Origin of the sequence: Acinetobacter sp. YH12069 (assembly GCF_013419675.1) — a bacterium.
Taxonomy (GTDB): domain Bacteria; phylum Pseudomonadota; class Gammaproteobacteria; order Pseudomonadales; family Moraxellaceae; genus Acinetobacter; species Acinetobacter amyesii.
Map to the genome: position 1 here is coordinate 126386 of NZ_VOZS01000011.1, position 24732 is coordinate 151117.

A 24732-nucleotide genomic window follows, 5' to 3' on the forward strand; every position below is an offset into this window, starting at 1 on the left:
GATGATTCGCTCTTTTTTTTGCTTTGGTGTTTTTGATGCAACAACATGGAGTTACAGCAGAGCATCGCCCATGCAATTGATTTACTATAGACATAAAAAAAGGAGCCTTGTCGGCTCCTATAAACCAAGAAAAACTACAGCACTTGGTCTGATACGTAAAACAAATGAAAAAATATACATAGCAACTTCATCAATCAACTCGTCGTGTACAAGCCTTTTGATGATTTAAATATAGGGCATTTACACTGTATTTGATTGACAGTAGATTCATAATTTATTGACAAATTGCGACAGCTCAAATGGGTAGCAACGCTCGTTGTCAAAACGCACAGCGCATTCATATTAGACCGTTTCAAGAAGTGCAACTGGCTTTTCGCGCTCAGCGACCCACTTTGCAGGAAATACCCGATTGACCCAGTGTGACAATGGTTTCGCAATCGCTGTCGGTAGTAACACACCCAATGGGTTCTGTTCCTGTAATTTTGCCGAGGAGATCACTCGAGTCCCTAAAATATAATCAAACCACGGCTTAGTCACACACCAATTGGCATCCTGATTTGAGTTCATATGGTGGTCATAGTGCCATGGAATCTTTTTCATCGCCCACTCTGGCTCAAGATGTGCGCGACGATGGATATAATAATAATTCCCTGCGCAATACAGCACAGACAAACTCATTCCTTTGGAAATGGGATAAAACAGCGGGACAAATACCGCTGAAACTGCCACCAGTGACAATATTTCATTTTTCGTGCGCCAGTTCTGTACACCTTCAACATAGCCATGATCATGAAAATCTGTTTTTCGAACTTCACGATGATGTTCCCAATGTGATTTCATGCTTTTCGGTACTGGACTAAAACGTGGCTTGCCTGACCGATGTGTCCCATGCAAAACATATTTATGCGCGACCCATTCAAAGGCATTGGCGACGACCAACCCTGCAATAAAACCTTTTAACATGACCAATATCTCCTTTTCTTAGCTCCACTATAGGTAATGAAGAGGGCTAGATATTGACCGTTTTTTTTAATATTATTGACAAAACACGACAAAATTTAGAATTAAAAAAATATGCAACAACTCAAGGACTATACAGGATCGGTCTATGGAGGACTGGGCCATTTGCTCTATGCTTATCACCAAGCTCAAGGCATTGCTATTCCTGAAAAACTGAATAAAGTTCAAAACTTAGAACGTTTTGATTATGCCGTTTGGCGTGATTTATTGATGGATTTAGATCAAAAGATCCAAAAGCCGGCGCTGGGTTTAGAAATTGCAGAACATGTGAAACCCAAACATATTGGCATCATTGCGTATATTGCCCTGTCCTGTGAAAACTTGGGCGAAGCGCTGCTCCGCTACCATGATTTTCATCGCTTAATCTTCGATGGTAGTCCATTGCTGATTGATATTCAAAATGATTTTTTCTCGATCGGTTGGAATGATTTACCCATGAATATGGCCAATCAATTGACCGATGAAATTGCGATTGCCTTAATGCTGCAGTTTCTAAAATTATTCATGCGTTTTGAAGATATTAATTTACACGAAGTGCATTTTCATAATCCTGCACCGAAAAATGTAGCTCAGTATGAACAATATTTTCGCTGTAAAGTTCGATTTTCCCAAGAAAAGTCGAAGGTTATTATTCCCATTCAAGAACTGTCTCGCCCCTTTTCCCAAGGCGATCAGACCTTACAAAAACTGTTAATGCAACAGGCACAGTCTTTATTGGAAAAGCTGCCGAATACCACGCAAATCGACCAACGCTTACAGCAAGCCATCTTAATGGGTTTACAAAAAAATCAGTTCCAAATTGAACATGTCGCTACTCAACTGAATCTGTCCGTCCGACAATTACAACGCCATTTACAACAACAAGGCAGCACCTATCAGCAACGCATGCAGGAGGTCCGCTGTATGATGGCTGAAGAATTTTTAAGAGACCCACATTTAAGTTTGCAAGAAATTGCGCTACTGCTGGGTTATTCAGAACAGAGTGCATTTCAACGTGCTTTTAAACAATGGCGAAATTTAACCCCACAGCAATGGCGCTTATCGCAAATTGAAGCAGTAAGTTAAAATGTGACGCAGTTATCATTTTATATATTGTGATTTTCAGCAAAATCCATTAAAGCTATGCATATTCAATAAATGAATAAAACAACACTTCACAACTAGATTGCACTCATGCTGAGTGAAAGATTGAAAATCTATTCCAAATGACAAAAACAAATAGAGTTTTAAATGAATAAATATTTAGCAGAACTGATCGGTACGTTTTGGCTGGTCTTTGGTGGTTGTGGTAGTGCGGTCTTGGCTGCGGCCTTTCCTGAACTTGGCATTGGCTTCGCAGGCGTGGCACTGGCCTTCGGTTTAACGGTGTTAACGGCTGCTTATGCGCTGGGTCATATCTCAGGGGGACATTTTAACCCTGCCGTGAGTATCGGCTTGTGGGCCGGTGGTCGTTTTGAAGCCAAAGAACTAGCACCCTATATTATTTCTCAATTGCTGGGTGCAACCCTCGCCGCATTTATTCTATTCATCATTGTACAAGGTCAGGCCGGATTTACAGGAGTCGGCGGTTTTGCCACCAATGGCTATGGTGAATTATCTCCAGGTAAATACTCTATGCTCTCAGCGTTAGTCATTGAAATTGTGCTGACGGCTGGCTTTCTGATTGTGATCATGGGAGCAACGGATAAACGTGCTCCTGCCGGATTTGCCCCAATTGCGATTGGTCTTGCGCTTACATTGATCCATCTGATCAGCATTCCCGTCACCAATACTTCGGTCAACCCAGCGCGTAGTATGGGTGTGGCATTCTTTGCTGAAACTGCTGCGCTATCACAAGTTTGGCTATTTTGGGTAGCCCCAATCATTGGCGCGGTGATTGGTGCGGTCATCTATAAACTGATGGCAAAAGACGCATAAATAGAAAAATACGCCACAAAAAAAGCTCACAATCTGTGAGCTTTTTTCATTCATCCCGAATTGAGTTTTGCTTCCTTCGACAGCCGGTGAAACAACATTAAAGAAATGGATTTTCCACTTCGTTTTCTTCACCGCCCTGCACTATTTTTTCAGCTAAGTTGGTATCCGCCTCAAGCGTTGTCACCACATCATTGAAAAATGCCTGTAAAGCTTTCGCTGCAGCTAAACCTGCTTGGTCTTTCGTCACCTGTAAGTTGCCATAAATATTAATTCGATCTTGGCCATTTTCTAGTGTTAAGTCATGAATTGCATGCGACGCAGTGTCATTTTCAAATGCTTTGAACATGATGGATATCCTTCTTTTTTGTTGTAGTGATGCAGCAATAGAAATACGTGAAAAAGATTTCAACTGCAAGCAATGATCCTCTTCATCGCTCGCAGTTCAGCGCTATTATCTACTCAATTACTTCAAAATCTGTAGCAGATATTGCAGAATTTCTTCAATCAATTGTTTGACCAAGGCATCTTGATTGTTGTCATTTCCACTGCTTGCCGTGGATGTATCGCCCACAGAACCACCACTCGATTTAAAGTCTTTTTGCAAACTTAAAATCTTGTCTTCGGCGACATCTGCAGCACACTGGCTTTCAGCATCCCAATGCAAATAAGCGATGTCTTGATTTGCTTTTACTTGGGTGGCTTTGAGTGGCAAACGGTAAGTATTACGCTTTTGGTCTTCGGTTAATTCTGGAAAGAAATTAATTCCAGTCAGCTCTTCTAACGCACAAATACTCATCACTTTGACTGTCGGTGCGGTATCACGCAAGGTATTGTCCGCATAGTACACACCGGCAACACCTTTTTTCGGCAAATAGATCGCCTTATAGGTGGCGGTCGGCACAATGACCCCTTGCCCGATGGTTTTTAATTTTTTCGCACTGTATACCGGCCCCGTCACCACATAGACATCTTGCTTTTGTTTGGTCACTATCGCCCGTGTGGCTTCTTCTAACTCGCGCCACACTTGCTGATTATTTTTTGGGGCTTGCGGCACCATATTGGCCAAAGAAAAACTGTCTAACTGTGCCGCTTTATTGGGCATATCGGCATTGGGTGCCATGTGTCCACGGTCATAGCCTGAAGATTTATAGTCTGACAGCAAAGCCCGATATTCAGACGGCACGCGAGTCTCTTCATGAAAGTTATCTTCACGCGGAATTTTTTGACTCAGCCGTGCGGGGGTTAAGGCTTCTGCTACCCAAAGCGGTGTCTTGGATATTCCTGAATACATGACATTAAAGCCATTAAAACACAGGGGGAAACTATTTTTGTGCAGGCTTTCACGGACCAAATAAGGCGGCACTTCACGGTAAAATTGGTCCAAACAGGCGCTATTTGAACTGCTGCTCATGGAAACAAGTTGTTGAATTTTTTCTTGCCCGAAAGCAATTGCAAAGCTCCCTGTTGCCACCAGACCTAACAGCACTTTTATGCCATTTTGCCCAAATAACTGTGAAAGCGGATTTGCTGAATTGCGTTTCTTTTTGACCATGACTTACAACAATGACTTCTAAAAAGGACTATTTTTCCGCAGCTTAGCAAGGGTGAAAATTTTAGTACACTTTTCTTTTTTAATTTGCTTAACAATCACACAAATATTGTTTAACAAAGCAGCAGTTGATGTAACTTTATGTCGCAGTTGTGCAGGTCTTTATAGGAAGTCATGAAGCAGTTGCGTATGTTTCATTGAATTCGCCTCAAGAATTATGACAAGGTAAAAATACGAAAAATTGCGATAAAAATATACAGAGTGATTATGCATTCTAAAATTTTAGGTTTAGGTTTAATTTCAGGTTTAATGAGCGCAGCAGCATTTGCAGAGCCGCCGATTCAACCCGGTGACACTTTAGAAAGCTTGTCTAAAGTCAAAATTGTGACCACTGTGAATGGTCAACCCGGTTCTATTCAGGACTTGGTATCAAGTGGTCAAGTTCAATTGCTTGAAGTACCTGCCGGACAAGTCAATGCCGCTGCAACAGAACAGCCCTTAAACCCTGAACAGGCTCAGGCAAACCAAATCGATCCGAATGCCCCTGCAGTTCCTGCAAATGCTGAACAAGCCGTGACTGAAGCGGAAAATGCACTCGCAAATGAACAACAAAGTGTAGCTGCTGCACCTACAGAGCAGTCCGTTCCAACTGAACAAACAGCAGTGGCCAATACACCTGAAGCCGCGGTAACTGAAGCACCTGTGGAAACAGCACAGCAAGCACCTGAAGCCGTATCAGCGGATAACAACGCTGCACCCGTCATTGCCTCTTCTGCAGAAGCGCCAGTGAATGCCGATAGCGCATCGGCTGCATTGCCTGAAGCTCCTCAAGGACAACAAGATGCTTTTATGGCAGCACCTGAGACTCAAAGTGTAAATCCTGCAGATGCATCAATTCAAGCCAACCCAGAAGCACCTGTTGCTGACGAAGCCATCCAAGCTGCGCCTGAAGCCTCTGCAGATGTAGACGCGACAATCAACTAATCAGCGTATTTTCAAGGATGAAATAACGCAACATCTTCATTCTGTTGTTTTGCTCGCATACTCCTCCCAGGAAAAAGCAACAGAATGATCTCTATGTCTTTGGACTAAATAAGTTCAATTATCACAGATAAAAAAAAGCCAGAATTGATCTGGCTTTTTCGTGTCTAACTTTTAAATCTATGCCTAAAAGTTCAATCTACGTCTTAAATTTCAATCTGACTTCCCAACTCAACCACACGGTTGGTTGGAATTTGATAAAAATCGCTGACTGGACTGGTATTTCGCTGCATAGAGATAAACAGCTTTTCTCGCCAAGGTGCCATGCCTTCACCCAAGGTATGAATAATACGGTCTCTGGAAATAAAGAAACTGATTTGCATTAGATCAAATTCAAAGCCCAATTCACGATACGCATGCTCCAAAGCGGCAGGAATATTCGGCTGATCTTTAAACCCATAAAACATTGTGATTCGATAGAATCGATCATCTAGTTTTTCCGTGATCACCCGCTCATTTTCGGGTACAAATGGCACATCTCGGGTGTTGACCGTAACCATAATATTGCGTTCATGCAGAACTTTGTTGTGCTTAATATTATGCAACATGGCATGAGGCACGATCTCAGGCGTTCCTGTCAAGAATACGGCATCACCTGGAACAAACTTGGTTTCACTACCCATGCTGACACTGCGAATAAACAGGTCAATAGGCAAGGCATCTTTACCCAGTCGATTGAGCACCAATGCCCGACCATCTTTCCACGTCATTAAAATCGTAAACAATACCGCACCAATCAGGATTGGAACCCAACCGCCCGCTGCAATTTTTAATGATGTCGATGCAACAAAGATCAAATCAATCAATAAAAATGGCACTGCAAAAATCGCCACTTTCCAAACCGGCCAACGCCATAAACCATAAGCTAAAACTGAGATCAAAATCGTACCGCAGAGCATGGTCATGGTCACAGCTACGCCATACGCACTGGCCAAATTCGCACTGTTTTCAAACAGCAAGATCAAGATCAGCACCGAGATAAACAATGCCCAGTTAATAAATGGCAAATAAATCTGACCACGTTCAACTTCAGAGGTATGTTTCACTGTCAAACGCGGCAAATAACGCAATTGAATCGCCTGATTGACCATAGAAAACACCCCTGTGATCACCGCTTGAGAGGCAATCACCGCGGCCGCTGTCGCCAAAGCAATCATTGGATACAGTGCCCATTCTGGGATCAGCATATAAAATGGATTGGCTAAAGCTTCTGGATTACGCAGTAGCAAGGCACCTTGGCCTGCATAGTTCAACAGCAAACACGGCATCACCACAATAAACCATGCCAAGCGGATTGGGAGTCGGCCAAAATGCCCCATATCGGCATAGATTGCCTCACCACCTGTCATCGTTAATATGACCGCACCCATGGTCAAAAACGCAACATAGGGCTGCTGTACCACAAAATTGAAAGCCCAATGCGGACTGATCATGGTCAACACAAATGGCGTTTGCGAAATACTCCATAATCCAAATCCGCCAATGGATAAAAACCACATGAGCGTCAATGGACCAAAGAATTTACCCATCGTGCCTGTGCCATGGCGTTGCACTAAAAATAGCCCCGCCAAAATACCAATCGATAAGGGTTGCAGCCATTGGTTAAACATCGGCGTCGCAATACTTAAGCCTTCAATCGCGGATAACACAGAGATTGCGGGGGTAATGATCCCATCACCAAAGAACAAAGATGCCCCAATAAAACCAAGGGCGATCAGGTAGATTTTTTTGTTTTCGGCAATTCGTGTGGTTCGTAGATTCAAGGCCAACAGCGACATAATACCGCCCTCGCCATTGTTATCTGCGCGCATGATGATGCTGACGTATTTAAAACTAATCGTCAGCATGATGCACCAGAAAATCAGGGACAGAATACCCAGCACAGACGCTTCGCTAATCGCCAAATGTGCTGTGAGGAAACATTGGCGCAGCGCATATAATGGGCTCGTCCCAATGTCTCCGAATACTACGCCCAAAGCTGCCAAGGTGATGGCAGGCAATGCGGCTTTTTGTGCAGTACTTTGCATATAATTGTCTTCAATTTAGACAGGATTTTTGCGAATCATAGCACCGCTCAAGATGTTTTTGTCTAATTCAATTGTTTCTCTTGGCAGAATATATTTTTTTCGCTATTATCCACCGCGCAAAAGGTGAAGTGTCCGAGTGGCTGAAGGAGCACGCCTGGAAAGTGTGTAAACGTTTATAGCGTTTCGAGGGTTCGAATCCCTCTTTCACCGCCAGAATAAACTGCAATGCCAAGCAGAATGAAGGTCTAAATTAATAAAATTTAGGCCTTTTTTAATTTTATTGTCCTCAATATTAAATATTCCCCTCTAATTGATCTTTAAACTGTTTGGCCAATGACATCACAATATTTGAGTCCTGATTGATGGATTTAAATCACACGTTTCTTTCCTAACGCACGACTTATGGATTTTTATTGGCAGCAATAAGGACACGTTTATTTACAAATACAAATTTTATATTCTAAAGACAATTACTTAAGCCTATGCTAAAAATAAATCATCCTCTCAATATAGGCGCTATTCACAAAATTATTCATTAATTTAAACATCATAGAACTGAAACGCGATTGCGGTACTTTTAACTTGATCAACGAAAAACTTAAAAAACACCTTTCATATATCACTGCTATTCCGGAGAGAACATGAATAACAGCCAGAACTATGTTAAGCAGATCAAGAACGCCAAACGTGGTGGCTATACCCCAACCCTTGCCAAAGACATCAATAAACATAAAATTCAAAAAGCACAGCGTCTCATCGATGAATGGCGAAAGCTCGCCAATGAACTCCGCCCACAAATGCAACTGGAGATGGCATATACACTTGAGGAATGCGCACAGGATCTAGACCAAATTTTAAGAATGAAATAGCACTCAACGTTCATCCATCCTATTTTCCCGCCCACATCTTGTGGGCGAAACATTGCCTAATGCTATTTCTCTGGTTTTAGAGCCAAACATCGTTTGAATGCTGAATAAATCAAACGTATAAATTACATTCGATTTGCTGTTTTTTTAACTTGCGCCGCTTCAAAAAATCTGTAGAATGCATTCCACAACGCCGGCATAGCTCAGTTGGTAGAGCAACTGACTTGTAATCAGTAGGTCCACAGTTCGAATCCGTGTGCCGGCACCATTTCTTAGCCTCGCTTTTTAGTGAGGCTTTGATGTTTTTAGAGCCGCTCTTTTATGGCTTCCTCGCGCTAATCTGCACATAACGAATCAGCCCGTCTCGATACAACTTTTCGCACAATTTTGCCGTCATCTTGATTTTGAATTGATCCACATGACTCAGGCTCATCTGACTTTTTTGTTCTTGAATATAATCGGCAAAACCCTGAAATACGAATTCGCTGATATCTTCAATCTGGATATTTTCGAAACCTGCCTGTTGCACTTGGTGTTGTAAATTTTGCTTTGAATTTAAATTTTTCAAATTCACATCTGCTGCTTTCAACAGACTTTGATATTGCAGTCGCTGTAATGAATTTAAATTCAAAAACGTATCGGACAACATTAAATAGTGAAAAGCAAAGCGCCCTTTTGAATTCAAAACATCAACGACTGATAAAAGCAATAAATTCAAATTACTATGATACGCAGCATCAATACACAGCACGGCATCCATAGCGTTTTGTGGATAAATATTTTTTAAATTCAAAAATGAATCTTGCTGAATTTTAATCTTTGAATTTAAATTTTTTTGGATTTTTTCCACACATTCGGTTTGCAATTCGACTGCGGATAAGTTTTGAATTTGAAAATGTTCCATCCAAAAAACCAAGCTCGCACCCTGCCCACAACCGAGGTCTAAAACACGATCTGTAGATTTTAATTGAATGGATTCGGCAAGATGGAAAGCGAGTTTTTGACAGGCCGCAGGATAGGATGATTTTGCATCATCCCAATAGCCCAAATTGCTCCAAGCAAGTTCCGCATCATCTCCGAGTAGTCGACTGTTAATCGCATATTTATGGCTAGGGATGTGCTGACGAATTGCTTGAAGCCATTTCATGTTAGTAACCGAGTTGAGGGGCTACCTCCACTTTAGGTTTTAAACCCACAAACGGCAATGGTGCACCAAAAATTTCTGCAATATGCATAGCAGACGTTACCGCAGACTCTAAAATCGGCAGACCGTCACAAGACCATGAACCACAGAAGAAGACTTTACGTTCAGGGGATAAATGTCGTTGCTGTAACTCTTTATTCAGCGCCACGGTATGTGAATCCACCACTGCACGTGTCAAACTGACCGAAGAGATCACTTTTTTAGGATCAATCGGTGTCACTGGCTGCCAGGTTTGGAACACAGGGGTTTTACCCACCAAGCTCGGCTCAATGGAGTTGAGCCATACGGTAAATTGCTGACGGGTAAATTTACGATCCATCATATAACTTAGTACAGACCAATCTTTACGCTTCGGCGGCATCACCGTTTGATCAGTGTGGATCACCAACTGACCTTGCTCAAATTTAAATTTCTTTAAGAGCTCAATATCGTCAGCAAACTGAGTAGAATCTAAAAATTCTTCCGTTTTGGTGGTTGGTGTCGCAACAACCACGCGATCGAATAGATGATGTGCACCGGCCTCAGTTTCCACCAAGACTTTATCGTCTTGCTCGAGCACTTTGGTAATTGCCGTACCACTTTGAATATTTAAACCTTCAATCAGTTTATCAACCAACGCAGGTGTACCACCTTGGATACGCAACAAGGCATCACCATTGGTCAATTGACGCAAGAAAATCAACAGCGGTTTAGCAGGCCATTCGCCAATCGTTTTCGGGTTACAGGTGCAAATGGTATACAACACTGGCATGACCGCACCATGCCAAAATACTTCTTCAATTTCATTTTTATTAATGAACTCGGCAAGCGTGATGTCCTGATTTTTTGATTTAAAAAATCGAGTGATCGCGGCTTTGAGTTGCAACATTCCTTTGACTAAACGCCAGCCATATTGTTGTAAGCCTTTACGGTTATTAATAATTGGGAAATTACCAATACGGCTACGACTGGTGGTCAACCACGTTTCTGTACGATCTTCAAATAGCCAACTGCATGCCATATAGGTACGGACAGGGAAAGTTTTAATCCCTAAATGGGTCGCCAAACTTAAGGTATTTTTCCAAAGATGTGGATTCATCACACGCAAAGGGGCATCGATCAAGCCGCCTTCAAACTCAGTGCTGTGGCTATCCATACCACGACCAGGCAGAGCTTCGAAAATTGTAATGTTATGCCCTGCGTCTTTAAGAATTCTTGCGGTAGCCAGCCCAGCCATGCCACTACCGATGACTGCAATTTCCAATTTTCTTTTCCATCTATAAAACACAGTTTAAAAGTATGACTGATCAGAAGTTAAAAATAGCTATTAAAAAATACCAGATTCGCACTTTTTGTATGGATTTCAGTACAGCCGTTTTTAAGTTAAATTTACAAATATTTACAGTCAAAAAGCACACAATTTAAGCTTTGTTTTTTAAACATATTTTTCTTTAAAATTTTAATTACTCTATAAAACCAAACAATTAAATTAACCATTTTTATAACTTTCGGTTTACTTTAAAGCCAAGTCTCGCTAAGATGCGCCACATAAGAAAGTGATAAATTCATCACAATTTATAAAAAGTAAAATGATATTTAAATCATGACAACTATAAATACTACAGCGCTCAATAAAAAAGCCTCTGACTGTTCAGAGGCTTTTTTTTCGGCTATTTCAACGGCATGAATTTCACTTAAGCTTCATGCGCCAGCGCAATTTCACCAAATTTTCCGTTATTGAAATCATCAAAGGCTTGAATAATTTCAGCTTTGCTATTCATCACAAATGGGCCATAACCTTGAATCGGCTCATTTAGTGGCTCACCGCTAAGTAACAGAAATTGTGTGTCCTGCAACGCTTGTAGCTGAATGGCGATATCATCTTTGGCAAACATGACCATCGAACTGTCTTGAACTTTATGGCTTTCATTCACCACAACCTCACCCTTCAAGACCACCAAAATGGTGTTATGCCCTTCAGGTACATGTAAGGTGGTTTCATATTGAGCTTTCAATTCACCATCCCAGACATTCACTGGACTAAAGGTTTGTGCAGGCCCAAGGTGACCACCCATTTCACCAGCAATCACCCGAATATGCCCTGCACCTTCATCCATGTCTATGCGAGGAATATCTTGGCGTGTGATCGCTTGATAACGAGGCTGGGTCATTTTGTCTTTTGCCGGTAAATTCACCCACAATTGAACCATCTCAAAAAGACCACCTGCTTGAGCAAATTCAGGCGAATGAAATTCTTCATGTACCAGACCCGCCCCTGCGGTCATCCATTGCACATCGCCTGTTTGAATTGTGCCGCCACCACCACTTGAGTCCTTATGAGTCACTTCACCGCTGTAGGCGATAGTCACCGTTTCAAAACCACGATGTGGATGTGAACCTACACCATGCCGTGCAGTGGTGGGATCGAACTGATAAGGTGCCGCATAATCCAAAAGCAAAAATGGGCTAATCGCCTGACCTAGACGATCATAGGAAAATAAGCTTTTGACTGGAAAACCATCGCCCACCCAGTGCATTTGCTGATTACGATAAACACCAATTACTTTTTTCATTTCTTAGCTCCTATATTCATACGATAGGATGAACATAGCGCTTATTTTAAGCTTTGAAATACTTGATGGCCATCATCCAGATAGCATTCTATATCTCAAATTTAGAACAATACTCAGACATACAATCTGCACCTCACTCAAAACCAAGCATTAATTCAGAAATTCTAAGCTTTAAGTCATATATAACGATGAATTATCCCAATTTTATGATTGAGCTTCTCATTTAAACCCATTTCATTGTCTCATTTTTACAACTATTCTAAATCTAGTTAACACGCAGATTTCATCTGATCCTGCGTACTTGCAAACAGGAAAGAGGACAATAAAATGGGCAAACCTTACGTTCGTTTAGACAAAGATAATGCCGCGGTACTTTTAGTGGACCATCAAACAGGTCTACTTTCATTGGTTCGCGACATTGATCCAGATAAATTTAATAATAATGTGCTCGCACTGGCTGCAGCCGCTAAATATTTTAATCTTCCAACAATTCTCACCACCAGTTTTGAACAAGGTCCAAACGGTCCATTGGTTCCTGAACTCAAAGAAATGTTCCCTGACGCACCTTATATTGCACGCCCAGGTCAAATTAATGCTTGGGACAATGAAGACTTTGTGAAAGCCGTCAAAGCAACCGGCAAAAAACAATTGATTATTGCGGGTGTGGTGACTGAGGTTTGTGTTGCTTTCCCAACCTTGTCTGCTTTAGAAGAAGACTTTGATGTCTTTGTAGTGACCGATGCTTCAGGTACTTTCAACCATTTAACCCGCGACTCAGCATGGGAACGTATGACACAAGCAGGTGCACAGCTCATGACCTGGTTTGGTACCGCATGTGAATTACACCGCGACTGGCGTAATGATATTGAAGGTTTAGGTGCGCTTTTCGGCAACCATATTCCAGACTACCGCAACCTCATCAACAGCTATACGCAAAATACTGAAAAGAAATAATCCTTCAGTAGTAAAAAGCGGCTTCGAGCCGCTTTTTTTATACCTCATGTATAAATTGACGTATGATGATTTGAATTGAAATAATTTTTCACTGCATAAGGTGATCCATGCATTCATTTGATGACTATTACTACTTTTACTTGGTGGTGAAACATGGCGGTTTTAGCGCTGCAAGTGAAGCATCAAATATAACAAAATCAAAATTAAGCCGACGCATTTTAGATCTCGAAGCCAAATATAATGTCACCCTTATTCAGCGTTCTACCCGACACTTTAAGGTCACGACATTAGGCCAAGAATTGTATGAAGAATGCATAAAAGTGATCGAACAAGTTGAATGTGCGCATCAGGTGCTCCTGAAGCAAAAAAGTGAACTTGAGGGCTTGGTTAAAATTAGTTGTCCACCGGTTATGATGGAACATCAAATTCGCCCCTTGTTAAATCAATTTTTAAAAGATCATCCCAAAGTTCAGGTTGAACTCGAGCTGTCTAGCCGCCGTGTAGATGTCTTGCATGACGACATTGATTTAGCGATTCGTACCAATTTTAGTAAGAATGAAGACTCGAGCATTATTGTACGTGACGTGATTAAAACCGTGCATTGCTTAGTGATTAGTCCTGAACTTTTACAAGGGCGCGAGTTAAAGCATATTACGGAATTAACAGAATTTCCGAGTATCGTTTTAGGTACACAGAAAAACCGCTATCAATGGCATTTGCATCATACCGGACAGCAAGAGCAGATTGAAATTGCCTTACAACCTCGAATTAAAAGCAATGACTTAGCCGGTGCTTATTATGCAGTACTGGATGGTTTAGGCATTGCAGACTTACCGTATTTAACGGTACAAGCAGATATAGAGGCAGGTCGTTTAATTCACCTCTTCCCCGAATGGTGCTCAAATGTCGGTACGGTACAATTGGTATATGCTTCCCGTAAAGGTCAGCGCCTAGTCATGGAGAGATTAATTGACTATTTAGTCGCTGGAATTCGTGACTATGCTCCGGAGCATGATGGCTATTTAGTTTAATGTTCTAGACCACAAAAAAAAAAGCCAGAACTGAGTTCTGGCTTTTTTAAATCTACGGTTGGATCACTAAATTAGATTTTACCCACTAGGTCGATCGATGGTGCAAGCGTCGCTTCACCTTCTTTCCATTTTGCAGGACATACTTCACCTGGGTGTGCATGTACATATTGAGCAGCTTTTACTTTACGCATCAATTCAGAAGCATTACGGCCGATACCACCTGCGTTGATTTCAACGATTTGGATTTTACCTTCAGGGTCGATCACGAAAGTACCACGGTCAGCAAGACCATCCGCTTCAATTAAAACATCAAAGTTTTTCGCAAGTGTCCAAGTTGGATCGCCAACCATTGGGTATTCGATTTTCTTAATTTCTTCAGAAGAATCGTGCCAAGCTTTATGCGTGAAGTGTGTATCAGTAGATACTGAATAAATTTCTACGCCCATTTTTTTGAATTCAGCATAGTGATCAGCAAGATCGCCTAATTCTGTTGGACATACAAAAGTAAAGTCAGCAGGATAGAAAAACACCACAGACCATTTACCGTAGAAGTCTTTTTCTGAAACTTCAATAAATTGACCGTCTTGGTAAGCGGTAGCGTTAAATGGTTTTACTTCAGTATTAATTAAACTCATTTGATATTCCTCTAACTCATTTCAGGGATTGCTTATCTGTTGAAGCTAGAATACGAAATATCAAACCATAGGTAAAACCGAACTTTTTTATAAAAACTATCGGATTTTTAGATTTATTATTTAAATCAATCTTTGCCTTTCCATCGAGCAAACCAATCAATTTCAATGAGAGCAAGGCTTTATATCCATACAGAGGGCCTGCCAAGCAGCCTGTATAAACTGTTGTTTATAGTGTGATGGTGGCGTTTTGACTTTATGCGATAACCATGCCCGACAATAATTTTCCGTTGCCCCTAAGACCAAAGACATCATTAATTCTTTGGGTAAATGCTCGATCAAATGCCAATCGGATTGTGCGGTCAACCAATCCAGCAGCGCGGTATTGCGTTGTAGATTAAGTTGTTTTAACTCGGCTTGTAGCGTTTCCTTACGCATACTAAACCCTGCAGCATATAAGAATTCTGCAAAATCAGGATAGGCTTCGACCCAGTCTATATACGAGCACAAAATGGCTTGAATGCCTTCCTGCAGCGATTGGGCCTGTGTCAAGGCGTCTGCCCTTTTCGTAAATTGATCTTGCAATGCCGCAAAATACAATGCTGCTACTAAACCATCTTTATTTTTAAAATGATGGTAAATCGCACCAACACTGGTCTCTGCACGGTCTCGTACATGTTCAATCGTCGTCGTTTCAATCCCTTGCTCTAAAAAACACGCGAGGGCTTCTCCTAAGATCTGCCTTTTAAGTTCCGCTCGGCGACCGCTGTAAATTTGTTGCAATAATGCTTGATTTGACGACATCGATACCTTCCCTTTGATCGGGTCATTTTAAAACAATGTTGGCTTTTTTTAATAGCTGTGACGTCATTTACGCCATTAACAGAACAATATTCTGTATTAGAATTATATTCTGAATAATGACGGATAATTAAGCATGAGCCAAGCATTAAAATTATGGAAGACCTTCCAAAACAAACCCGCAGGGAAATGGACTTTTTCAAAATTGCTGTGTTTGAAAGCACCGTATTTCAGCAGTATTTCGCCTGTTTTTGATGAATTAAAGCCCCAATACTGTGAACTACATATAAAAAAACAGCGCAGCGTGCTGAATCATATTGGCACTGTCCACGCGATTGCCATGTGTAATATGGCTGAATTGGCTGGCGGAACCATGACCGATGTGACCGTTCCGAGCAGCCATCGTTGGATTCCCAAAGGCATGACTGTGGAATATTTGAAAAAAGCTGATACAGATTTAACAGCCATTGCCACGCCTGTCGATGTTAATTTTACGTGGAATGCAGGGAGTGATTATTTGGTGAATGTCGTGGTGAACAACACACGTAATGAAGCAGTTTTTAAAGCCGTGATTACCATGTGGGTTTCTGCAAAAAAATAAGTCATCGACTCAATTGCAAAATGAAACTGATCTTTCAAGATGAGACCTGCGAAAAAAAACCCTCAAGATTGAGGGCTTTTTTTGATGATGATCTACCGTTTTAAACGCTGTGTTTAAGGTTCATTAGAACGGATATACACACCAATTTATAATTAACATATATATTTCAAAAACTTAATATACTATGTATTGTATTTTGTAAAAATATAATGAAAAAATACTTAAAAAATTTACACTTTTTTATTACACTGAAATTTAGTGTTAATTCGCAAGCTATGAAAAAACAAATATACTAAACTGGAACATAAGCCTGAGCTAAACGCTTTTCTGTAGATGCCTGTGTCGTGTAAAAACGCTCTTGAATAGCATATACAAAATTCTTCAAGGACTCTTCGTCTGTAATCGTGTATTTACCATTTGCATCTGTAGGTAAGCCCAAGGTCTGAATATAGCTATGTAAGCTATTTTGAACTTGAGGGCTATATGAATTGTAAGTATCTAATGCTTTAGCGATGTTCTTACGATTTGGAATGCCTACTTTATCTACAGTGTACGAAGGATCAACAGCTAATAGACCACCCAATTGAAAAAATTGTGTTACTTCCGCGGTTGTCGCCGCTCTATAAAGCGTATTCAATCCTTTAAAAATACTATTCATGGCACTTAAGCTTTTAAAGTATAGATGCCCTGTACTTTTATCAAATATTGCATCAGGAGAGTCAGTTAAAACTACAATAGGGTTATCCAACACCTCTGGCTGATTAGAAAAACTTAACGTCTTTCTATAAATTTTTGCACTAGGTAAAACTTTTTGGATATAGTAAAAATCATCGCTCTGACGCTTAAAAATTAAATACTTAATGTCCTTGTACTGAGCAGCAGTGATGGTAGGCAATGAAGTACTTACTTTTTTCTCTAATTCTAGAATAGGATTTGTTACATCAGCCAATGAGCTCAGATCTACTTTAAACCAATCCCCGTTTTGGGCTATAGCTGTTGGTGTATAAGAAATAGTATTTAAAGTTGTCGGTAGTAAGCCCGCATAAAAGTCAGGACAGTTTTGACCAGACAAAACGACATGAAACTTTGCATTATTCCGTGAATACAGAAAATTCATTACCACCCCTTAGTCTAAAATTAAAAATGTATACTCATTCACTTTTGTAAGAGCAATATAACTTCGCATATCACCATTACTATCTTCAAAAAGCTCATCAATAGTTTTTATTTCTTTCTTAGAAATTACCAAAACTTTTGAATCATCTGTATGTTTTATAAAATAAAATTTATATCCCAATACTAAAAAGATTGGATTAAAGTAAAAAAATCGAGTCCTAGCTAGGACGATTAGCATTAATACAAAGAAAAGTAGGAATGACTTCAATGTAGGTAAACTAATGGAAACAAATGCATAACCTAAATAAATTGGAAGATAAAAGTCATTTGCCTGCTCAAATTCTTTTACTTTTTTTCTCTCTATAACATCCTGATCTAAATACTTAAAACTAAATTTTATTGAAAAAAATGAAAGAAAAAGCAAAGCAATCAGATAAATCACATAAGCAACATATGTGATTGACTCAGTTAAAAATTTTTCACTAAATTTAAAATTTTCAATGTTTAGTAAAAGTGAGATTAGGTATTTAACCCAATCCCATTTCAACCAGACATTTTCCTCATGAGAAATAAGGAAAATCAATCCTGCTAATGCGATGGAAATAGCAGTTAAAACTATATGAAGTATATGTTTCATGCCATGCCCCCATCCAAAAACTGAGATTGATTATGGTTATTTTTCAATCTAAATAAAAGTATGCTACGACATAATTTGTCGTATAGATACTCATTATTTAACTTAAAATTTTTACTATATGAGCTTCAGCCTCTTTAAATGAGATTTGCTCATTAAGTAGCATGGGCATTATAAAATCTAGAGACTTTTGCAATAAATTATTTTGAAAAGCTAGATTATTGATTTGTTCAATCATAGGATCGACAATTTGATAATATTTATTTAATAAACTATTTGGAGGAACTACTATTAAACTATTATCAATTATCCCTTTATTAATATGTGGCTGTTGCGCTCCTGTTCTCAAGCTCATTAATCTAGGAACTTCTGACAGAAAATAAGGGTACAAAAATGAAGATTTTAAATCTTCGTTCTCTCTAATACCTACTACTGATTGATTAGTTGCTGCATCTAATGCCAAAATAGAAGGTCTTATATATCTGACAATCGATACAACTACAGTTCCTTTTGGTAATAGCTGAGCAGCAGAGTTTTCTAATCCTAGCTTGCTAATCTTTTGCAAAGAACTTGTTATAGGAAAATTTGAAACTTCTGCAGAGCTGAGCCATGGTATTTCGCCATCACTCCAATATTCATCAGTCTTAGTATTAGGAGTTCCACCTAAGCAAGTTTTTGTTATATCTCCGATTTTTTTAACTTCCCATTTATTAGGAATCATAGTATTTAATGTTTGATTAAATACTAATTCCCCCCCTAAAGCTTTGTATGGCTTATTATTTTCATTAGGAAAATTAAATTGTTTAAACCAAAAATTATAAATACAGACAAGAAATTCACTTAGCTGGCTGACAATTTTTACATTAGTATCAATTTTTTTTAAAACATTTAAAAAAAACTCTCCTATTAATAATTCTTCTTTCCGACTCTTTAATCTTGGAATTTTTAAATTCACCAAATCACTTTTTTTAAAATGTGGAATAACAAGCCCCACATGATAATTTTCAATTGTTTTCTGGATATACTCTGAACGCAAAACAGCAAATAAATACTGATAATCAATTTTAGTTGGATCGCATCTAAAACTCATCATGTCTTGAGCGAAACAAAAGTTTACTGGATCAGGGACTAAGCATACTCGCCCAGGAGTACCCTTATTCACAAATATTATATCATTTGGCTCAGGATGAGCTCTGAAGAAATTTGCTTTAGTCTCCTCATTAATATAACGAATATTTTCAAAGGTCGGATAAATACTACTGTGCTTTATACAGTTTGTAGCAATTAAAGGGAATCCTGTATCTGCTAAAGGTACAGATTTACCTCGATTATCAACAATCTTACTTAATAAACTTGTTAAAGTAGAATAGTTACGATTCATATTTTAGACCATTCAACTGTTGACTTATTGCACTCTGTAAATTGGATGATTCACTAAACAGAATCGATAAATTCTTTTGCATTTCATTAATTTTATTAGTAAATTCTTCTACACCTATATCAGTATTATCGAATTTCACTTCAAAATATTGTCCTGCACTAAAACTATAATTTTTTTTCTGGATTTGCTCATAGTTCAAACAAATAGAAAAACCTTCTTGAAAGGATTTATTATTAAACGTATCAATAATTAGTTTTTCCTCTTCACCATTCAGAATAGTTTTTTGATTTTTTCCATCTTTAATTTTTTCTCCAAGATCAGAAGCATCAATTAAAATAACATCATCTTTACTATTACCATCTAAAAATAAAATAGAGACATTCGTACCAGTAGTAGCAAAGATATTTGACGGCATAGAGATTACACCTGCCAAAATTTTATTTTTAACAATATATTCTCTGATCGATACATCAATACCCGTCTGTGATGTGATAAAACCTGTGGGTAAAACGATGGCAGCCCTTCCATTAGGTTTTAGCGAATAAATTATATGTTGCAAAAATAATTGGAAAATTTCCATTTTATCTTTGGAACGAGCTTTAATTTTAGGAATGCCAGCAAAAAAACGTTCTTTATTTGCTTTAGTATCGAGATCATCTCTAAAATCACTAAAATCCAATTTAAAAGGAGGGTTTGAAACAATATAGTCAAACTTTTTAAGCTCGTTACCATCCTTATGATAAGGATGAAGCATGGTATTACCTTGTACTACATTCGGAATAGAGTGAACTAAATTATTCAGAATTAAGTTCAAACGTAATAAATTTGATGACTTTTGAGAAATGTCTTGTGTGTAGATAGCACAACGAGTTTCACCAATAACATGAGCCACATTCATTAGCAAAGTGCCTGAACCTGCTGCTGGGTCATAGCAAGTCACATTCTTTACTTGTCCCTGTTGATCCTTGGGAACAAGGATCTCTGCCATAATACGTGCGACTGCATGTGGCGTATAATATTCTGCGTACTTACCCCCACTATTCGAGTTGTAGTCTTTGACCAAATATTCAAAGATAGAAGCATAGAAATCGAACTTCTGATCAAAAATACGTTCAAAACTAAACTCTACTAATTCATTAATGATCGCTTTACAAAATTCATCACGCTTAGAAGGATCACTAATAAACTGGCTAAGCTCATCAAATAGCTTGATTTTTGCACCACCATCGGTTTGAACCGCAAAAATCTCATTATTCTGAATAGAGATATCTCTTAATGTATCATCAAAAAGTTTTGAAAAATCAGGTTCATTTTGTTGGCTGAATAAGTAGCTAATAAAGTGCTGAGGTTTGAGAATTGCTGTATCTGCTGGCATTTGTAATGCAAGCATCTCTAACTTATCATCCGACATTTTAGAAAGCACATCTTCCCATTTTTCAGCTTGGGCTAAACTCGGTTCGACTTTTTTAGCTTCATAAGCAAATTTATCATTCAGAAATTTATACAAAAATACTTGAGTAATGATCTTAAATTCATTTCCATCATTGCCCAAACCATTACTTGCACAAATGGCTTTTAATCCATCAATAAGTTCTCTTACTTTTTGTTGAAACTGAACTTCTACCATTGCCCTGAACCACCATTAAACTCTTTGAGGTACTCATTTACCACAAGCTGGTTAATATACCGTGTTGTCATTGGATTTAATGCAATGTTCTGTTCATTTTTAAAGCGCTTGATAATATTCGGCATCATCACTCGAGCAAAGTAAGCTTCGTTATCTAGTACATTTTCACTGTCTAGCACACGCTCATCTGCATCCTGTTTGAGTCCGATCAAAGCTTCATAAATCTGTCTTTCAGATTTTGAAATATCTCCTTGCTCATGCAGTCTCTTATGCACACGCGTGAACTTAATGTCCCCTTTATATTTATCACTGAGTTGCTTATTCGCACGATTCAATTCTTTTATTCGCTCATGAATTTGTTGCAAAGTACCAATATTGGCGACCATCTCGTGCTGGGTGACTTCGCTCAATTTCTTCTTTTTGAACAAACGTTCGAGCTCTTCTTTTAAGCTGATAAATTTCTCATCTTGCTGGTCAAAATTACTCGCTAAAGCCTCTCTCGTTTTACGTAACGTATCTTTGAGTTGATCTGCTAGAACTAATTCTTCCTCGGCAATTTTCTTAAATTTAAAAATCACATCTTCAAGAGCTAAATTAAGTAAATTTGTAGTGTCCTCACCACTTTCAATACTTTCTTTTAAATTCAGCATATCTAAATGATTACTAGTCTCTCGGAACATAATATTGATCTTTTCAAAATCTAAAGATCTAAGTTGCTCATAGTCTCCCTGTAACCTCATCAGGTTATATAAGCTTTTTGCATCGGCTAAGCTTTTCTTAAGTTCTAGAACCTTCTTACGATCTGCAATTTCCTTAATTTGATCAGTAAATAACTCCATGTTGTCCGTATCAAAACGGAATAACAAATCTTTTAATTGATTAATTTCCTGATCAATTTCTTCTCTAGATTTGAAAAGATGAGAATAGCTATCCATCTCATCGCCTAATTCCGCCTGCAATTCCTCAAAATAAGCTTTGTTTGTTGCATCAAATTCTTTTCGAATATCTGCAAAGTCGACAACGTAACCATACCTAAAATCCTTGTAAGTACGGTTCACACGAGTTAATGCCTGAAGCAAGTTATGCTCTCGGATCACACGACCAATATAAAGCTTCTTTAATCGAGGAGCATCAAAACCTGTTAGCAACATGTTATACACAAAGAGAAAATCAATTTTTCCTGCTTTAAAAGCATCAATCCAATCTTTGCGCTCTTGTTTATCACCCACATCATGTAAAATGAGTGCAGCAGATTTAACCTTGTTTTTTTCTTTTAGATGCTCTGTATAAGATGTATCTGTCTTAGTGACATCATTGTCTTTTTTATATTTTGCATTAAAAATCTCAAACATCTGTTTCGCTTGCTCTGAGCTATCACAGATGACCATTCCACCTATAGTCGAATCATTACAAGCTCCACGACTATTCTCAAAATCTTGAACAATGTAATCCAGCATTGGTTCTACAAAAGTTGGATGCGCATAAATAATTTTTTTATCGACATCTCCCTGCTTAACCTCTGCTTGTGCTAATGCCTCTTGTAAAGCAATTTTATAGTTGGTTTGAATATCCTCTCGAATCAAACGTAATGTATAGCCATCAGCAATTGAAGCATTGTAGTAATACTTATGAATGTAATCTCCAAACAGCGATCTTGAATTATAGTCCGTTCCTAATAGTGGCGTCCCTGTCAGACCAATTTTGATTGCATTACGATCAGAAACATCTAAATTTGCAAGAAAGCTACCTTTAGGGTTATAGCTACGATGTACCTCATCTAAGAAGTAAACACGCTGTATATCAACACTGTAATCCTTTGTAGACACAATCGTTGGATCATCTGCAAACTTCTGGATATTAATGACAGTAATCTCTGGTTTGCCACTGTTATTGTGGATGACCTTGGTTGCCTTAATATCTTTAGTAAATTCATCTCTAGAGTTAATCGTATGTACAACGAGCCCACGACTTGCAAATTCACTCTGTGCTTGTTGCAGTAAATCAAGTCGATCCACAATGAAATAAAACTTAGGAATTACATTATTCCGTTGATAATAATCCGTCAAAAATTTGACGTTATAGTACGTTAATGCAGTTTTACCACTACCTTGAGTATGCCAAATAATTCCTTTACGGATACCTTCATCTAATTTTCTTTCAATTGCCTTAGTTGCAAACAGTTGTGGATAGCGCATGATATGTTTTTGCACACCATTTTCTGTTTCCACATAAGCAATTGAATAACGTAACATAAATGCTAAACGCTCTCGGCTTAGCAAAGAAGTACAAATTCGGTTGGTAGGTCTATTAGGATCTTTATTGGTAATAAATTCAGGGCTATTTCTAATCACCTCAAAATTATTGTCTTTAAGAATACGAATTTCTTCTGATTCAGCTAAAGGACTAAGTAAATAAGTTAGATTAAAAATTTCTTCTTCTCGGAAGTAATTAAAACTTGGCTTGTGATACGACGGAGTAGCATAAAAAGCGCCCATGATTGGCTGAATAGCCTCATCGTCGTATTCCATATTGTTTGAGAAGATCATGAACTGAGTAATGTTGATAAATCTTTTAAATTTAGAGTTTTGGAAACGCTTATTTATTCGGTCTCTTTCTGCTAAGACACCATCTTTATTATTTGGTTTCTTCACCTCAATAAAGACTAAAGGCATACCATTTACTAGGATCGTAATGTCAGGACGGAATTCATCATCTCCGTTTTGACAAGTAAGCTCCGTAACAACATTGAATGTATTGTTATTGATATTTTCAAAATCAATGAGTTTGATACCAGAACGATTGACCAACTTGCTGAAGAATACTTTCCCTAAATCATCATTATCTAAAGTTAGCTTTAAATCTTGTAACGCTCTCTGAATATCATCTTTTTCAAATGAAGGGTTAATTCGGCTTACTGATTCCAAGAATATTTCAGGGAAAATATTAGACTCCATATCCCATGTATGTTCTTTTAAAGAAAGATACTTATAACCAAGCCTTGTTAAATGAAGAATTGTTGGAATTTTTACGCGAGCATCTTCATTGAACTTCATGGAACCCTCTTTTAATGTTTCTTTACTCGATAATCATACATCATCTGGCAATAAATCTTTCGGTGAAACATTCAAACATTTTGCTAATTCGTATATTTTTTCAATAGTTAAATTAACCTCACCACGCTCAATTCGCCCCATGTAACTACGGTCAATATTACAAAGCAAAGCTAGTCTTTCTTGCGATATTTTTTTTAGTTTTCTTTGTTTCCGAACCTTCAAACCAAAAGAAACTGTAAGTTCTGACATATTTTGAATCAACTGTTCAAAAAATAGAACTATTACCAATTGATGACTATATATCCACGGACTATAATCCTCTTTTTAAATATTATGATTGAAGCCTATGCACCTCTCCCAAATGCCTCTTTTTGATGTTTTTCTTCCAGTTATTCAAGAAAACACTATTAAGCACTGGACATTTAATCATTTTTGGCTAGAAATTAAATTATCCGATAAAGAACGGACTCGTTTTAATCGCCAGAGAATGTACAGAATACTTCGGAAACTTGTTGAACTTGGTTTCTTAGAAAAGAAAATAAATTATAGTAATCACAGGTTTTCTCGTTTTTACGAAACTGACAAAACTATAGAGCTTAGTAAGCGTCCGCTGAACACACCTTCTGAATTCATCCTATAAGCCTTAATTTAGTCCCCACTTAGAAACAAGTGGGGACTTAAATTTATGACTACAAATCATCAGACATCCATCGCATCTCTTGCGAA

Annotated in this window: 22 protein-coding genes and 2 tRNA genes; 9 read left to right on the plus strand and 15 right to left on the minus strand. The window is 38.5% G+C overall.

The features are described 5' to 3' along the window. Nucleotides 1-342: 342 nt before the first annotated feature. Nucleotides 343-963 (minus strand): hypothetical protein, encoded by a 621-nt coding sequence (locus FTU16_RS10180; protein ID WP_180025920.1) that lies wholly within the window; start codon nucleotides 961-963, stop codon nucleotides 343-345. A 111-nt stretch (nucleotides 964-1074) separates the two neighbouring features. Between FTU16_RS10180 and FTU16_RS10185 the strand changes: the two genes are divergently transcribed. Next, nucleotides 1075-2085, plus strand: coding sequence for an AraC family transcriptional regulator (locus FTU16_RS10185; protein ID WP_180163186.1), 1011 nt, complete (start codon nucleotides 1075-1077; stop codon nucleotides 2083-2085). A 165-nt stretch (nucleotides 2086-2250) separates the two neighbouring features. Beyond that, nucleotides 2251-2937 (plus strand): aquaporin Z, encoded by a 687-nt coding sequence (gene aqpZ / locus FTU16_RS10190; RefSeq protein WP_180063003.1) that lies wholly within the window; start codon nucleotides 2251-2253, stop codon nucleotides 2935-2937. A 97-nt stretch (nucleotides 2938-3034) separates the two neighbouring features. On the opposite strand, the gene FTU16_RS10195 is transcribed toward aqpZ, so the two are convergent. Together FTU16_RS10195 and FTU16_RS10200 are read right to left on the minus strand one after the other, a co-directional pair. Continuing rightward, complete coding sequence (locus FTU16_RS10195; protein ID WP_180110436.1) at nucleotides 3035-3283, minus strand: hypothetical protein; 249 nt, start codon at nucleotides 3281-3283, stop codon at nucleotides 3035-3037. A gap of 117 nt (nucleotides 3284-3400) precedes the next feature. Then, nucleotides 3401-4489, minus strand: a complete 1089-nt coding sequence (locus tag FTU16_RS10200) for a DNA/RNA non-specific endonuclease (RefSeq protein WP_180163187.1) — start codon at nucleotides 4487-4489, stop codon at nucleotides 3401-3403. Nucleotides 4490-4753: 264 nt separating this feature from the next. Between FTU16_RS10200 and FTU16_RS16690 the strand changes: the two genes are divergently transcribed. Beyond that, nucleotides 4754-5470: a hypothetical protein gene (locus FTU16_RS16690; RefSeq protein ID WP_180105508.1), complete on the plus strand. Its 717-nt coding sequence runs from the start codon at nucleotides 4754-4756 to the stop codon at nucleotides 5468-5470. A 203-nt stretch (nucleotides 5471-5673) separates the two neighbouring features. Here the strand turns inward: FTU16_RS16690 and FTU16_RS10210 are convergent, their stop codons facing one another. Next, nucleotides 5674-7554, minus strand: a complete 1881-nt coding sequence (locus FTU16_RS10210) for a potassium transporter Kup (protein WP_078193161.1) — start codon at nucleotides 7552-7554, stop codon at nucleotides 5674-5676. 122 nt (nucleotides 7555-7676) lie between these two features. On the opposite strand from FTU16_RS10210, the gene FTU16_RS10215 reads away from it, so the two are divergent. The 3 genes from FTU16_RS10215 (at nucleotide 7677) to FTU16_RS10225 (ending at nucleotide 8688) form a co-directional block, all read left to right on the plus strand. Continuing rightward, nucleotides 7677-7767: transfer RNA gene (locus FTU16_RS10215), tRNA-Ser, on the plus strand. A 428-nt stretch (nucleotides 7768-8195) separates the two neighbouring features. Continuing rightward, nucleotides 8196-8423: a hypothetical protein gene (locus tag FTU16_RS10220; RefSeq protein ID WP_078190515.1), complete on the plus strand. Its 228-nt coding sequence runs from the start codon at nucleotides 8196-8198 to the stop codon at nucleotides 8421-8423. 189 nt (nucleotides 8424-8612) lie between these two features. After that, nucleotides 8613-8688, plus strand: a tRNA-Thr gene (locus FTU16_RS10225). Nucleotides 8689-8739: 51 nt separating this feature from the next. On the opposite strand, the gene FTU16_RS10230 is transcribed toward FTU16_RS10225, so the two are convergent. The 3 genes from FTU16_RS10230 to FTU16_RS10240 all read right to left on the minus strand — a co-directional run bounded on the left by FTU16_RS10230 (nucleotide 8740) and on the right by FTU16_RS10240 (nucleotide 12176). After that, nucleotides 8740-9567 carry a cyclopropane-fatty-acyl-phospholipid synthase family protein gene (locus FTU16_RS10230; protein ID WP_180163188.1) on the minus strand — a complete coding sequence of 276 codons (828 nt, stop codon included), beginning with the start codon at nucleotides 9565-9567 and terminating at the stop codon, nucleotides 8740-8742. Between the two features lies 1 nt (nucleotide 9568). Beyond that, entirely contained in the window at nucleotides 9569-10867 is a 1299-nt protein-coding gene (locus FTU16_RS10235; protein ID WP_180002759.1) for an FAD-dependent oxidoreductase, read from the minus strand. A 430-nt stretch (nucleotides 10868-11297) separates the two neighbouring features. Further along, nucleotides 11298-12176 (minus strand): pirin family protein, encoded by an 879-nt coding sequence (locus FTU16_RS10240; RefSeq protein WP_180163189.1) that lies wholly within the window; start codon nucleotides 12174-12176, stop codon nucleotides 11298-11300. Between the two features lie 327 nt (nucleotides 12177-12503). Between FTU16_RS10240 and ycaC the strand changes: the two genes are divergently transcribed. Both ycaC and FTU16_RS10250 read left to right on the plus strand, forming a co-directional pair. Further along, entirely contained in the window at nucleotides 12504-13130 is a 627-nt protein-coding gene (ycaC, locus tag FTU16_RS10245; RefSeq protein ID WP_180163190.1) for an isochorismate family cysteine hydrolase YcaC, read from the plus strand. 107 nt (nucleotides 13131-13237) lie between these two features. Then, the gene (locus FTU16_RS10250; RefSeq protein WP_180022377.1) at nucleotides 13238-14161 is read left to right on the plus strand and encodes a LysR substrate-binding domain-containing protein; all 924 of its coding nucleotides are present in this window, start codon (nucleotides 13238-13240) and stop codon (nucleotides 14159-14161) included. Between the two features lie 71 nt (nucleotides 14162-14232). On the opposite strand, the gene ahpC is transcribed toward FTU16_RS10250, so the two are convergent. After that, nucleotides 14233-14796, minus strand: coding sequence for an alkyl hydroperoxide reductase subunit C (gene ahpC / locus FTU16_RS10255; RefSeq protein ID WP_180025913.1), 564 nt, complete (start codon nucleotides 14794-14796; stop codon nucleotides 14233-14235). Between the two features lie 162 nt (nucleotides 14797-14958). Then, entirely contained in the window at nucleotides 14959-15597 is a 639-nt protein-coding gene (locus tag FTU16_RS10260; protein WP_180163191.1) for a TetR/AcrR family transcriptional regulator, read from the minus strand. A 133-nt stretch (nucleotides 15598-15730) separates the two neighbouring features. Here FTU16_RS10260 and FTU16_RS10265 point away from each other — a divergent pair, with 133 nt between their 5' ends. After that, the gene (locus FTU16_RS10265; RefSeq protein WP_180050626.1) at nucleotides 15731-16195 is read left to right on the plus strand and encodes a hotdog fold domain-containing protein; all 465 of its coding nucleotides are present in this window, start codon (nucleotides 15731-15733) and stop codon (nucleotides 16193-16195) included. A gap of 292 nt (nucleotides 16196-16487) precedes the next feature. Here the strand turns inward: FTU16_RS10265 and FTU16_RS10270 are convergent, their stop codons facing one another. From FTU16_RS10270 to FTU16_RS10295, 6 genes are all read right to left on the minus strand, one after another. Then, nucleotides 16488-17312, minus strand: coding sequence for a hypothetical protein (locus FTU16_RS10270; RefSeq protein ID WP_180163192.1), 825 nt, complete (start codon nucleotides 17310-17312; stop codon nucleotides 16488-16490). A gap of 9 nt (nucleotides 17313-17321) precedes the next feature. Further along, complete coding sequence (locus FTU16_RS10275) at nucleotides 17322-17948, minus strand: hypothetical protein (RefSeq protein WP_180163193.1); 627 nt, start codon at nucleotides 17946-17948, stop codon at nucleotides 17322-17324. A gap of 97 nt (nucleotides 17949-18045) precedes the next feature. Continuing rightward, nucleotides 18046-19326, minus strand: coding sequence for a restriction endonuclease subunit S (locus FTU16_RS10280; RefSeq protein WP_180163194.1), 1281 nt, complete (start codon nucleotides 19324-19326; stop codon nucleotides 18046-18048). Further along, nucleotides 19316-20953, minus strand: a complete 1638-nt coding sequence (locus tag FTU16_RS10285) for a class I SAM-dependent DNA methyltransferase (protein WP_180163195.1) — start codon at nucleotides 20951-20953, stop codon at nucleotides 19316-19318. Before FTU16_RS10285 ends, FTU16_RS10280 begins: the two co-directional genes overlap by 11 nt. Next, nucleotides 20947-24006: a type I restriction endonuclease subunit R gene (locus FTU16_RS10290; RefSeq protein ID WP_180163196.1), complete on the minus strand. Its 3060-nt coding sequence runs from the start codon at nucleotides 24004-24006 to the stop codon at nucleotides 20947-20949. The genes FTU16_RS10285 and FTU16_RS10290 overlap by 7 nt, the downstream gene beginning before the upstream one ends. Nucleotides 24007-24039: 33 nt before the next feature. Then, on the minus strand, nucleotides 24040-24255 hold the full coding sequence (locus FTU16_RS10295) for a helix-turn-helix domain-containing protein (RefSeq protein ID WP_180163197.1): 216 nt from the start codon (nucleotides 24253-24255) through the stop codon (nucleotides 24040-24042). Between the last annotated feature and the right edge of the window lie 477 nt (nucleotides 24256-24732).